Annotated in this window: 11 protein-coding genes; 6 read left to right on the top strand and 5 right to left on the bottom strand. The window is 67.4% G+C overall.

What is annotated here, in order from left to right; genetic code table 11:
• The first annotated feature begins 180 nt into the window (after window positions 1-180).
• The 5 genes from OH768_RS00535 (at window position 181) to OH768_RS00515 (ending at window position 4,953) form a co-directional block, all read left to right on the top strand.
• A complete protein-coding gene (locus tag OH768_RS00535) occupies window positions 181-1,887 on the top strand; it encodes an asparagine synthetase B family protein (RefSeq protein ID WP_406448851.1) in 1,707 nt (568 codons plus the stop codon).
• A gap of 28 nt (window positions 1,888-1,915) precedes the next feature.
• Window positions 1,916-2,353, top strand: a complete 438-nt coding sequence (locus tag OH768_RS00530) for an NUDIX domain-containing protein (RefSeq protein ID WP_406448849.1) — start codon at window positions 1,916-1,918, stop codon at window positions 2,351-2,353.
• Window positions 2,354-2,424: 71 nt separating this feature from the next.
• Window positions 2,425-3,744, top strand: coding sequence for a UDP-glucose dehydrogenase family protein (locus OH768_RS00525; protein WP_406448847.1), 1,320 nt, complete (start codon window positions 2,425-2,427; stop codon window positions 3,742-3,744).
• Window positions 3,745-3,949: 205 nt separating this feature from the next.
• A complete protein-coding gene (locus tag OH768_RS00520; RefSeq protein WP_406465823.1) occupies window positions 3,950-4,144 on the top strand; it encodes a hypothetical protein in 195 nt (64 codons plus the stop codon).
• Complete coding sequence (locus OH768_RS00515; protein ID WP_406465083.1) at window positions 4,057-4,953, top strand: PIN domain-containing protein; 897 nt, start codon at window positions 4,057-4,059, stop codon at window positions 4,951-4,953. The genes OH768_RS00520 and OH768_RS00515 overlap by 88 nt, the downstream gene beginning before the upstream one ends.
• Before the next feature lie 174 nt (window positions 4,954-5,127).
• On the opposite strand, the gene OH768_RS00510 is transcribed toward OH768_RS00515, so the two are convergent.
• The 5 genes from OH768_RS00510 to OH768_RS00490 all read right to left on the bottom strand — a co-directional run bounded on the left by OH768_RS00510 (window position 5,128) and on the right by OH768_RS00490 (window position 10,361).
• A complete protein-coding gene (locus tag OH768_RS00510) occupies window positions 5,128-5,883 on the bottom strand; it encodes a class I SAM-dependent methyltransferase (RefSeq protein ID WP_406465082.1) in 756 nt (251 codons plus the stop codon).
• A 158-nt stretch (window positions 5,884-6,041) separates the two neighbouring features.
• Window positions 6,042-6,686, bottom strand: a complete 645-nt coding sequence (locus tag OH768_RS00505) for a hypothetical protein (protein WP_406448845.1) — start codon at window positions 6,684-6,686, stop codon at window positions 6,042-6,044.
• Entirely contained in the window at window positions 6,683-7,732 is a 1,050-nt protein-coding gene (locus OH768_RS00500; RefSeq protein WP_406448843.1) for a TniB family NTP-binding protein, read from the bottom strand. Before OH768_RS00500 ends, OH768_RS00505 begins: the two co-directional genes overlap by 4 nt.
• Window positions 7,729-9,603, bottom strand: a complete 1,875-nt coding sequence (locus OH768_RS00495) for a Mu transposase C-terminal domain-containing protein (protein WP_406448841.1) — start codon at window positions 9,601-9,603, stop codon at window positions 7,729-7,731. The genes OH768_RS00500 and OH768_RS00495 overlap by 4 nt, the downstream gene beginning before the upstream one ends.
• Complete coding sequence (locus OH768_RS00490) at window positions 9,600-10,361, bottom strand: TnsA-like heteromeric transposase endonuclease subunit (protein ID WP_406448839.1); 762 nt, start codon at window positions 10,359-10,361, stop codon at window positions 9,600-9,602. The genes OH768_RS00495 and OH768_RS00490 overlap by 4 nt, the downstream gene beginning before the upstream one ends.
• A 342-nt stretch (window positions 10,362-10,703) precedes the next feature.
• On the opposite strand from OH768_RS00490, the gene OH768_RS00485 reads away from it, so the two are divergent.
• Window positions 10,704-12,386, top strand: coding sequence for an ISAzo13 family transposase (locus OH768_RS00485; RefSeq protein ID WP_406448837.1), 1,683 nt, complete (start codon window positions 10,704-10,706; stop codon window positions 12,384-12,386).
• Window positions 12,387-12,478: the final 92 nt, after the last annotated feature.

The following is a 12,478-nucleotide window of genomic DNA, read 5'->3' as shown; positions in this document are numbered from 1 at the left end:
CGCTCTTGGTCCGGGCGGCTGTGATGAGAGTCAGGGCCGCCGCCGGAACCGGAGCAGATCTCCTTCCGGCGGCGGTCGCCGCCAGAGCCCCACTACTGACTCGGGGGTGAACCAGATATGTGTGGAATCACTGGCCTGGCCGGAGCCGACGCTGTCCGGCACGAGAGCACGGTCGGCGCCATGGCCGCCTCGCAGGCCCACCGCGGCCCGGACGGCACCTTGCACGCCGCCAGCTCGGACGGGCGGGCGGTGCTGGCCATGAACACCCTGCTGATCGTCGACCCACAGGCGATGCCCGGCCCCTACCTCGACCGCGACTCCGGGGTACTGCTGGCCTTCAACGGCGAGATCTACAACTACCGTGCCCAGGCCGCTGCTTGGGGTATCCCGCTCGGCGAGCGGGATACCGACGCTCACCTCGTCCTGCGGGGCTGGGCGAAGATCGGGCCGTCCTGTCTGGACGGGCTGGACGGCATGTTCGCCCTCGCCGTCTACGACCCGCGTGTCGGCAAGCTGTTCCTGGCCCGCGACCGGCTCGGGGAGAAGCCGCTCTACTGGCGTCTGGATGGCGGCCGGCTCGCGTTCGCCTCCGAGGTCACCACCCTCACCGGCTACGGCCCCGCTCCGCTCGTCCTGCGCCCCGAGGTGATGGCGATCGAGACGCCGGTCGGCGTCGACACCCCCTTCCAGGGCATCCAGCTCCTGGCCCCAGCCACCTTGCTGTCCTTCGACATCGCAAGTGGCTCCCTGGACCAGCACGTCTACTGGCGCCTTCAGGACCAGCAGTCGTTCACCGGCACCTACGCCGAGGCTCTGGCGAAGTTCTCCGTCGTCCTGGCCGAGCAGGCCCCGCTACGGGCCCCAGCCTGCGATTTCGCGCTCTTACTCTCGGGCGGGCTCGATTCGTCGGTACTCGCCTACCTGCTACGGCCGCCGGTCTGCGTCACCGTCCGCTACCCGGGACAGGACCGGCTCGACGAGTCGCAGATCGCGGCCCGGATCGCCTCCGACATCGGGGCCGAGCTGGTGGTGGTCGAGCCGGACCACGTTGACTTCACCAGGGTGCTGACGCACATGACGTCCGCGCTGGACTACCCGATGGGCAACGCGTCCACGTTCTCCGAGTACATGGCCTACCGGAAGATCGCCGACCTGGGTCTGAAGGTCGCGGTCGGCGGGCTGGGTCCGGACGAGTTCCTGATGGGCTACGTCCGTCACTCCCTGGTCCTCTTCGGCCCGGATGCCGTGCTGGCCGCAGGGATGGACGCCTACCGGCCGCTGGCCGCCAAGCTCCTGCACGCTGCCGGCAAGGAACTGGATCCGGCTGAGGCAGTCACCCGGCTCATCCAGCGGGGCCCCGACCCCGAGGCACGGATCCGGGACTTGGTCGCCACCGCGATGGAGACGGAGGGCGGGGACCTGGCGCGCGGTCTGACCCTTGCCGACCTGGCGACGGCCTGGCGTCCACTGGTGATGACGAGCGACAAGCTCGCCTCCGCCTACGCGCTGGAACGCCGATCCCCCTACCTGGCCCGCGAGTTGGTCGAGCTGTCCTACCGGCTGCCCGCGGAGTACAAGATCGCTCACCCCGCCGAGGGCAAGCGGATTCTGCGGGACGCGGCGAAGGCCCTCGGCCTGCCCCGCGAAGTCTGGGACAGCCGGGACAAGCTCGGCTTCGCCAGTCCCGTCCCGTCCTGGTTGAACGGGCCCCTCGCCGGCTGGGCAGACGCCCAAATCCGCACCGCCCTGACCGAGACACCGGCGTCGTTGAAGCCGCTGCTGGAAGGCGGGCTCAAGAAGCCCAGCGGGCGGTTCGACCGTACAAGGATGCAGGCCCTCATGACGGCCGCCTGGTTTCACGGCCAGACGGTGAGGGCTGCCGCGTGATCCTCAACTGCCTTACTACGGTGTCCGGATGCACCAGAACACCACCGCCGAGAGCCCGACCGCCGCCGCCCGCGGAGCGGTCGCGATCATCGCCAACCGCCGCGGCGAACTCCTCCTCCACCTCCGCGACGACCTGCCACACATCGCCTGGCCGGATCACTGGAGCGTGCTGGGCGGCGGCTGCGACCCAGGCGAGGAACCGCGCGAGACGATCGTCCGCGAGCTCAACGAGGAAGCCGGCCTAACCGTCGACGGCCTGACCGAGCTCTTCGAGATCCGCGACGAGCACGGCTCCGGGCAGCTGATCACGTTCTTCGCCGCCTTCTGGAACGGCGACGAGACCGTGCTGCCCCTCGCGGAGGGCGTCAAGCTCCAGTTCTTCGCCTCCGAACACCTCGGCATCCTCACGATCCCGGCGTTCATCCGGGACGGGATCCACCGTTACCTGGCCGCCCGGCCCGCCTGAGAACCCCGCCCTTGTGAGCGGGGCAGAGGTGGGGGTCGTCGGCGGCCCCCACCTCGCAAAGGAACACCGTCATGAAGCTCACCGTCGTCGGCTGCGGTTACCTCGGCGCCACCCACGCGGCCTGTATGGCCGAACTCGGCCACGAAGTCCTCGGCATGGACAGCGACATGGACAAGGTCGCCGTCCTGAACTCCGGCAAGGCCCCGTTCTTCGAACGCGGCCTCGACGACCTCCTCGCCAAGCACACCGCCAGCGGCCGCCTCACGTTCACCGCTTCCTACGCCGAGGCCGCCGCCTTCGCCGACCTGCACTTCATCGGGGTCGGCACACCGCAGAAGCCCGGACAGCACGCCTATGACCTCACCCACCTGTTCAGCGCCGTCCGCCAGCTCGCACCACGCCTCACACACCCGGCCGTCATCGCGGTCAAGTCGACCGTCCCAGTCGGCACCGCGCCCCGTGTCCGAGGCCTCCTCCACGAGTTCGCGCCGGCCGGCGAGGCGGTCGAGGTGGCCTGGAATCCGGAGTTCCTGCGTGAGTCGTTCGCCGTCGAGGACACCCTCCGCCCCGACCGCCTCGTCCTCGGCTTCGACACCGAGCAGTCCTGGGCCGAGACGGTGCTGCGGCAGTGCTTCGAGAAGATCATCGAGGCGGGGACGCCGACGATCGTCACCGACTGGGCCACCGCCGAACTCGCCAAGGCGTCCGCGAACGCCTTCCTCGCCACGAAGATCTCCTTCATCAACGCCATCGCCGAGGTCTGCGAAGCATCCGGCGCCGACGTCACCCAGCTCGCCGACATCCTCGGCCACGACGCACGGATCGGACGCCGCGGCATGCGGCCAGGCCTCGGCTTCGGCGGCGGCTGCCTCCCCAAGGACATCCGCGGGTTCATGGCCCGCGCCGGCGAACTCGGCGCCGGCCACGCCCTGACGATCCTCCGCGAGGTCGACGCGATCAACAACCGTCGCCGCGAACGCATGGTCGACCTCGCCCGCCAGCAGCTCGACGGCAACCTCGCGGGCAAGCGCATCACCGTCTGGGGCGCCGCGTTCAAGCCGAACACCGACGACATCCGCGACTCGCCCGCCCTCGCCGTCGCCCAGAAACTCCACGAACTCGGCGCCGCCGTCACCGTCACCGACCCCCAGGCCCTCGACAACGCCCGCAAGCAGCACCCCGAACTCGACTACAGCGACGACCCGATCGCCGCCGTCCAGGACGCAGACCTGCTCCTGCACCTCACCGAGTGGCCGCAGTTCTCCCATGTCGACCCGCAGCGCCTCGCGTCCCGCGCCGCGTCCCCGAAGGTCATCGACGGCCGCGGCACCCTCGACGCCGACACCTGGCGCGAAGCCGGCTGGACCGTCCGCGCCCTCGGCCGCCCCTGACCCTCCTCCGTACCGCGAGCCCGTCAGGGAAAACTCCCTGTCCTGCGGGACTACGTGCAGGACAGTCTGGAGTGACCAGCCAGCCCGCCAGACCAGCGCTTCCTCCCTTCCCGGCCGAGCGAGGATACGTGCTCCCCTGAAATCGCAGGAGGTGGGGCGCCTTGCTCTGGGATGCTTTGGCGACACCCTTGTCGAGGAGACGTGCGTGATCATTTTCGACTCGAACGCACTGTTCGGACTCAGTTCGGACGCCCCCAAGTTCGACCTGCTGCGCGCGCTGAAGAGGTCCGGCCGGCACAAGGTCGCCATCCCCTGGATGGTCCGGGAGGAACTGGTCGCGCAGAAAGTGATCCGGCAGGCCGAGGCCCACCAGGAGGCGGTTTCCGCGATCGAGCCCTGAACCGGGTCACCCCGTGGCGGCGGGAAGCGGAGCCGCGCGCGTTCGACACCGAGGAGGCACGGGGCTACTGGCGGAAGAAGTACGGGGACCTGTTCGAGATCATCGAGACCTCCGGCGATGTGGCCCGCCAAGCACTCCTGCGGGAGGCCCACTGCGAGAAGCCTGCCAAGGGCGCAGACGCTAAGGCCAAGGGCGGCGCGAGGGACGCGGCGATCTGGCTCTCCGTGATCGACTACCTGACGAAGAACCCGGGCGAAACTGTCCACTTCGTCAGCGCGAACACGCGCGACTTCGGGGACGAGAACTCATTCCCGTCCCCGATGGGCGAGGACCTCGAAGGTCTCGAAGACCGGCTCGTGCTCCTGACCTCCTTCGATGCCGCCGTCGGGGAGTTCACGACTCCTCTGGAGATCGACGAGAAACACATTGAGGACGTCCTGGTCGGCCTGCTGACGAGGGAGGAAACGCGCAGTCCCCTGGAGTCCGCGGTCAAGGACCTCCTCATCGCCAAGACGGGGTCCTGGGTGGGCACCGAGGCCAACGGCTTCCTGGCCGGCCTCGGCTCCGCCAGTGCCTACGGCCCGGTTCGGTGGAACGCCTGGCTCAGCGCACCCAAAACCTTCCTGCGGCGGGTCCACGAGGTTTCCGGTCACAGGATCGGCGAGGAGGAGTGGTACACGGCGACGGTCGACTGGATCCTCGTCGGCTACGCCTCCCGGCCCGCGACCGCCTCGCTCGACAACCGCTTCGGCGCGGCCGTCGAAGCTGGATCCGTTCACGCTGCTGATCGACGAGATCCTGCTCATTGATCTGGACGCGACCAGGAAACAGCGCCACACCGTCACCCCGGATCTACCGCCGTCTGATCGATGAGCACTCCTCGTCCGAGGCGTTGCGTTGACCACTTGAACCCGCACCGATGAGAGGGCGCAAGCGTCCTGCGAGCAACCGCGCGGTCCGGCCAGGGACTGAGAGTCCGGTGTTTATACCTTGCTCGCGACCACCATGTAGTTCTCGGCCTCAAGATCGAACGTGCTCAGTTCCGTTTGGAGTCCGACCCGGTGCAGCTCGACTTCGAGTTCCTCGTACCGGTAGGGCCAGCAGGACAGCAGTTCCGAGCGGACAAGAACCAACCCGGTCGCATCAACTTGCGCGATCGCAATCTCGATGTGGTGCTCCTCCTCCCAATGCGGCGCAATCTCCCAGCGGTAGACCACGACGGCATCGCGACCGTTCCGGCGGACGAGTCGGTCACTGATCTCCAGCCGGGAACCTCTGGCCCTCACGAGTTCCCAAGTGCGAGATGTGAGTACCAAGCGCCCGCCGGGGCGCAGAAGCCGTGACATCGACTCCAGAGCTGCACCCCTGCCTGTCGCGCCCGCGGCATGGTGAAGCGAGTTGCCAACGCAGAACACCATGTCGAACGTGTTGTCCTGGAAATGGTCGGGCAACTCTTCCCAGTTCGCCCGTACGGCCCGGACGGATGCCCCGAACTCCTCAGACAGCTCTGCAGTCCGACGAACCATCGCCTCGCTGGCGTCAGTTGCGACAACCTGCATGCCACGACCGGCGAGGCCAACCGCCAACTGTCCGGTTCCGCACGAACAGTCGAGGACGTGAGCGTTCGACGGCAGGAGATTGATAACGTCGTCGAACGACGCAGCGAACTCGGCTGGAGGCAACTTTGCATCCGAGATGAGCCATTCGTACACCTCGGCAAGCACGTCATAGCCTGTCACAACCACTACCTCCGTCACGCGGCAGACTCACGGTAGGACGTCAGTCCATCAGCGGAGCAAGCCGGGCACCAATTGGTTTTCGCAAGGATGGCTCTGACGGTGTTTGTGGGTTGTCAGTTGTCCGTTGTCCGCTGACATCGAAGTCGGCCCGGTGCAGGTCAATGACCTGGTCGGGCCTGATTGATTGGCAGTCGTGGCGCCGCGTTGTCGTGGATGTATGCCCTGATCCGGCCGTAGGAGATCGAGATGTCGTGCTCATCCATGAGGCTCACCCAGATCTCCATGGAGGTTCGGCCTGCTTCGATCATGGGATCGATGATGTGTTGGACGGGGTCGATGACCGTGGAGCGACGAGGCAGCGGCTTGCGGGGCCGGGGTTCTGGGCTGTTCAGGGCAGCGCGGACGGTTCGCCAGGTGACGTGATGCCGTCTGACCAGTGCTCTCCCCGACAGGCCCTCGGCTTCTGCGTCGCGGCGAATGCGCTGGTAGAGCTCGGTCTTTGTCGTGCGCTTCGGCTTCCGTGGCGGGTTCGACTTGCGACGTCGGCGCGGAGGTTGAGCATCAGAAAGGACCCGTTCCAGCACCTCGGGTGAACGGTCGGCAAGGGCTGCGAGTCGTTCAAGTCGGGGGCTGCCGAACCAGTTCCGGGTGCCGGTCAAGAAGCCGTGCAGATAGCTGGGCTTGAGATGGTTGGCGCGGGCCAGGCGGCGGATGTAGGAGTCGGCGGTTTCACCGAACTGTGGACGGACCTGGACCGGGAGCCGGGCCAGGCGCTCAGCGGGGGCGTCGGACGTGCCGTTCATCGCCGGTTGCCGGACGTGGTGCGAGGACGACTGGTCTCGGCGGTGTGGTCGAGCGGGATGGCTTCGAGACTCTGCTTCGTGATCTCTTCGGTGCCGGTGAGGATGGCATCGATCGCAGCTCCGCGGATCTGATGGGAGAGTGCTCCGATCATGCCGCCGGTTCGGTGGTGCAGGTAGCGATCCAGGCCGGTGAGGGTGCCCGGCTTGTGGTCGTGCAGGAGGAGTGTCTGTTCCAAGGTGGCGACGAGCCCCTGCCATTCCGGGCCGTAGGGAAACGGCTCGGTGGTGATGAGCGTGAAGCGTCCGGCGATCTGGGCCCCGCGGGTGCCGGACAGCAAGTCGCTGTGCTCGATGTCGATGCCTGCATAGACGAAGGTCGCCGGGATGCGTTCGGAGAAGTACTTGAGAGTGTCGGCGACTTCGGCTCCGCTGCGGCTCGCCAGTGAGATGTTGTGGAGTTCGTCGACCAGGATCAGACCGCATCGGGTGTCGGTGAGGACGCCCACGACGGCTTCGATGATGTCGGTGATGTTCAGTCGGTTCCGGACGGGCAGGCCGAGGAAGCGGCCGAACTCGGCGGCGACCATGCGGGCGGTGGCGGCGGGTGGGACGGTGATGTAGACGACCGGGATCCGGTCGGTGGAGTGTGGATGGCGGGCCCGGTCGGTGAGTTCGTGGGAACGTCCGAGCTGAGTGATGGAGATGGTCTTCCCGGTGCCGGCTGGGCCGGAGACGATCAGGCCCCGGCGGGCGCTGATTGCATGCCGGTTGAGCAGGACGAGTCGGCGGCCGCAGGTCACGGTGTGACGGACGGTGGAGGTCGCGACCACCAGCAGCCGGGCATGATGTTCCAGGCGGGCCGCGTCGTAACTGTCCTCTTCGGTCTTCGAGAGGTGTCGGCGGGCCGAGGAACCCAGTAGATCCGGTGGGGTTGGGGCGAGGGCGATGAAGCGTCTCCACCCGTCGACGGTGGTCAGATGGCGGCCGCTTTCATCGTCGATGGCCTCCACCACCGGGTTTTGGGGCCTCGGTTCGGATGTGGTCACCGGCGTCTCCAGGGATCTTCGAGGGGGTCGAACAGGCCCAGCGGAATCACCTCTGCCAGCGGCTCGTCGTCTGTCGGCTGCTGATCCGCCTCCGGCGGTGGCAGTTCGTCGGGGCGCTTCTTGGAGGTCGTGGCCTTTGTGCGGGCGGCGACCCGCAGATCGCGACGCGATCGCTTCTTGGCGCGGTCGGACGTCTGGGCCGGGCCGCGGTGAGCCCGTTCCAGCAAGGCCGCGGTGGCGTCGGCGATCTCCTCTTCCGTGCCGTCGGGAAGCTGACGGCGGGCGTGGTCCCAGGCCATCTCGCCGAAGGGGGCACCGACCCGGTGCAGGTGCTTCCAGAAGGCGGTGATCCATTTCCCGGTTCGGCGATTGCGTACCCAGATGCGGGAGATGTCGTAGGGGTCGTAGTGGACCTCCCACAAGCCCTTCTTCTCCGTGACGCCGGAGTGCTGGCGCCGCAATGGTCCCAACTCGTCACTGTCGTAGGTGCGGTGATTGATTCTGATCCCGTAGGCGTTGACGGCCTGCCAGCGGGCGGGCAGCAGCTCGATGTAGTCCGCCCCGCCGAGCGGGACGGGAACATAGCCCGCCGATTCGATCAAGGCCGCGTACTTCTCATTCGGTGTGAAAGCCCGCTTCGGCGCATCAGGGTCGCGCAGTCCGTCGTGCGGTCGGTTCTGCCAGACGGCCACGATCCACTCGTCCAGCAGGTCCTGTAGTTCGGGAAGGGACCACAGCGGCCCCAGCTCAAGTTGGCGTCCGCGGCGGTCGGTGGTCGAGCCGGTGTAACCGGCGGTGAACTGGGCGAACAGTGTGGCCACCGATCCCAGCGTGCGCTCGATGGTCCCCTTGTCGGTGGGGGTTGCCTTGTGCGCGGGTTGCAGATTGATGCCCAGGAAGCGGCAGGAAGCCCGGAAGTTCTGCGAGATGAAGACCTTTCCGTGGTCGCAGACGATCGTCTCGGGAAGGATCACCGGCCGGGCTGCCGCATGATCGAGCCGCTCGTCCAGGGCAAGGAGACGTTGGTGCGGCAGCACCGAGCGGGCCATGCTCAAGGCTTCCGACCAGCCGGGACGCATCGGCTCCGGGGTGATGCTGCGGGCCAGCAGCACCGAGGCGTCGGCCGCTTTGGTGGTCGGCCGCAGGACCGCGGCGGTCACGGTCCGGGTGGCGATGTCGACCATCGCGGTGAGCTCGACTTTCTCCGCAATGCCGTCGTCCAGGCGGACCAGGACGTCCAGCGGGGTGGAGTCGATCTGCACCAGTTCGCCGGGCGCGCAGGCCGGTAGCTCACCGAACAGTCCCGGCGGCTGGCGGTCCAACGAGCGCCGGGTGCGGGCCGAACCGGCGGTGTGCGTGCCGGTCGCGAGCTTGGCGAAGAGTCGGTAAAGCGTGCGCTGGGACGGCAGATCGACCGGTGGATCGCTGGTCGCGAGGATCTGCCCGGTCCGCCAGACGATGAACCCGATCGTGCGGGACGAGGCATCCACCGCTTCGGCGATCGCTTGCCGCATCGCGTCAACCACGGCTGGCTCTGCCCGTCCGAACTGCGACATCTGCTTCGCTGAGCGGCCATCGACCAGACCGACCAGGCCGTCACGCTGATAACGCTGACGCAGATGCTTGACCGTGCTCGCGGCCACCGGATGCCCGTCAGCACTCAACTGGGCCGCCTTCGTGGCCTCGCGCTGAGTCAGGCTGTGCCGCCGCGGATCGAACTCCGACCTGGGCGCCGCACCTCTCGGGGCATCTGGGGGCAACCCGTTGAGCACTTCCAGGATGTGCCTCTCCCACCATCGGGCCCGTTCGACTGCCACCGGCGGAAACTCCTCCAGCCGTGCCGTCGGCGGGACCCGTCGTGTCCCACTCATCGGCCGACCGCCGGTCCGGATCGGACCTGGGTGGCCGGCCCCAGCAGATGTCCGGACAGATCAGCGGCCAGTTCGTGCCGCCAGAGCAGGTGGAACAAGACCGGCAACGTCACCAAGGTCTCGCCGACGAGCCGGGCTCCCTCCAAGAGCGGGCAAGGCAAGGCGAACATGCTCCGCAGAGCCGTGGCGATGTCCTCGCGGAAGCACCGCGAGTGCCGGTATCGAGACAGCCAGCGGACATTAGCCATCAGCACCGGTGCTGGAGTCCCCACCCGTTCGAACTCCCAGCCAGCCCGGGCACAAGCCCCGCGAGTCACTTCAAAGGCTGCCGCGTCCTTGGGCTCGATCCGCTCATCCGCCCGGACGTCGACGACCAGCGCAGACCCGTCCTGACGGCGTACGAAGTAGTCCGGCGCATGCCGACGTTCGCGTTCCCCGTCGTGCCAGTGCAGCCAGAACGGCTGCGACGCCATGCCCGTCACCAGCGGGTCGAAGTCCAACAGGATCAGCCGATCCCGCTCCAGCCACGACTCGTAGCCCACATGTCGATCCACCGTCACCGCCCAGTACCAGCCGGAAAAGTGGCGATCCCCGCGCGACCAGCGAAATGGGCGCACCGGCTGTACGTCCTCGAACCTCTCGGTCACACACGACCGCAGCGAACGACGCTGGCGTTTCCCCGTGCCGTCGACGAAGGCCACCTCGAAGCGCGGTTCGGTCTCTGAACCGAAGAACACTGCCTCCGTCGCCACAGCCACCCCCAGAACCCGGCCCTCGGGCCAGATTCGCTGACGCAGAACGTCTCCGGGCCGGAATCCCTGTCAAGGGGCTCGATTGGATGACAGAGGACATCCGTCTGAGTGGATGTCACCGGCTGGTTAGCTGGGAAGTTGTTCGTGAGAAGTAGTGTCACTCGCGGGGTTGCGGTGGCAAGGTGAATGTGCTCAGTGAAGGAGCACCGCCGATGCCGCCTGGTCAGTCGAAGGTCGAGTTGTATGCCGCGCTGCGGCGTGACGCTCGCGAGGGCATGTCGAACCGGGCGCTAAGAGGCCGTAAAGAATCAACACGTTGCTTGACGGTCTCCCTGTCGTTGGTGTGATATGCGCATACCGAGCGAGGTCCGTGACCAACTTGCCCTGAGATTCGGGGTGTTGTTACCCCATCTGAATGAGCGGCAGCAGCGGCTGGCGCTGGCCGCCGAGGCCCGGCTGCTGGGGCACGGCGGAGTCCGGGCCGTCGGGCGTGCCGCAGGGGTGAGCGAGACGACGGTACGCAAGGGCGTCTTCGAACTGGAGGACGGCGAGGATCCCCTGCCCGATGGCCGGGTCCGCCGGGACGGCGGCGGTCGCAAGAACGCCGAGGAGCTTGATCTGCTGCTCGTTCCGGCGTTGCTGGCCCTGGTCGAGCCGGATGAACGGGGCGATCCGATGTCGCCGCTGCGGTGGACGACCAAGTCGCTGCGGTCCCTGGCCGGGGAACTGACGCGGCAGGGCCACGCCGCGTCGGCGCCGACCGTGGGCAGGCTGCTGCGGGAGAACGGGTTCAGCCTGCAGGCCAATGCCAAGACGCTTGAAGGCGCTCAGCACCCCGACCGGGATGCGCAGTTCCGGTACATCAACGACCAGGCCAAAAACCATCAGTCGGACGAAGAGCCGGTGGTCAGCGTGGACACGAAGAAGAAGGAAGCCGTCGGGGAGTTCAAGAACGCGGGACGCCAATGGCGGCCGGCCGGTGAACCCGTACGGGTCGACGTCCATGACTTCCCCGGTGATGCGCTGGGCAAGGCCCTGCCCTACGGCATCTACGACCTGGCCGCGGACACCGGCTGGGTGAACGTCGGTACGGATCACGACACCGCCACCTTCGCGGTCGAATCGACCCGCCGCTGGTGGAACGGGCAAGGACGCCTCGACTACCCGCAGGCCACCCGTCTGCTGATCACCGCCGATGCCGGCGGCTCCAACGGCTACCGCACCCGGGCCTTCAAGACCGAACTCGCCCGGTTCGCCGCCGAGTCCGGCCTGGCCGTCACGGTCTGCCACATGCCGCCGGGCACATCGAAGTGGAACAAGGTGGAACACCGGCTGTTCTCCGCCATCACCATGAACTGGCGCGGCAGACCGCTGAACAGCCACGAGGTCGTCGTGCAGTCCATCGCCGCGACCACCACCCGCACCGGCCTCACCGTCCATGCCGAACTCGACACCGGCGCCTATCCCACCGGGGTGAAGGTCAGCGACGCCGAGCTGAACGCGGTGCCGATCACCGGCCATGCCTTCCACGGCGAATGGAACTACACCGTCCATCCCCGCCCCGCCGGCCCGGAGGCAGGCCCCACCGGGCCGGCGGCGGTCTTCGACCGCGGTGCTCTGTCACATCCCGCGCTGACCGGCATGCCCCGCACCGCACTGACCGAGCTGACCAGGGCCCTGACCGCCGACTGGCAGACGCTACAAAAACAGGACTCCGCCACCCGACGCGACGGCGGCGAGCGACGCCGGGCCCCGGGCGGCGGCCGCAAAGCCAAACTCGACCTGGCCGACCGGGTCCTGGCCACCGTGCTGCAACAAAATCTCGGCCTGCTGCCCACCGCGCTGGCCCACCTCTTCGCCGTCAGCAAGGACACCATCCGCCACGCCACCAGTGAAATCCGGCAACTGATGGACCAACACGCGCACACACCCCGGCCCCCAGCAGCACACCTCAACACCCTGGCAGGACTCCTCGTCCACGCCACTACACACTGCGCGACCCTCACGACAGACACCAAACCGGCGTGTTGATTCTTTACGGCCTCTAACTGATCGTTTCAGAATGAGATCGTGATCTCGACTTCTCGGCGACGTAGATCTCGTTGATGCCACGGAACCGGTTG

This window comes from Streptomyces sp. NBC_01622, assembly GCF_045209635.1.
GTDB lineage: Bacteria > Actinomycetota > Actinomycetes > Streptomycetales > Streptomycetaceae > Streptomyces.
This window is presented reverse-complemented; position numbering and strand designations above follow the sequence as displayed.

Excerpts from the sequence above, each read along its gene's own strand:
- OH768_RS00505 (WP_406448845.1), bottom strand. The coding sequence starts at position 6,686 with ATGAACGGCACGTCCGACGCCCCCGCTGAGCGCCTGGCCCGGCTCCCG.
- OH768_RS00530 (WP_406448849.1), top strand. The coding sequence starts at position 1,916 with ATGCACCAGAACACCACCGCCGAGAGCCCGACCGCCGCCGCCCGCGGA.
- OH768_RS00495 (WP_406448841.1), bottom strand. The coding sequence starts at position 9,603 with ATGAGTGGGACACGACGGGTCCCGCCGACGGCACGGCTGGAGGAGTTT.
- OH768_RS00525 (WP_406448847.1), top strand. The coding sequence starts at position 2,425 with ATGAAGCTCACCGTCGTCGGCTGCGGTTACCTCGGCGCCACCCACGCG.
- OH768_RS00485 (WP_406448837.1), top strand. The coding sequence starts at position 10,704 with ATGCGCATACCGAGCGAGGTCCGTGACCAACTTGCCCTGAGATTCGGG.
- OH768_RS00535 (WP_406448851.1), top strand. The coding sequence starts at position 181 with ATGGCCGCCTCGCAGGCCCACCGCGGCCCGGACGGCACCTTGCACGCC.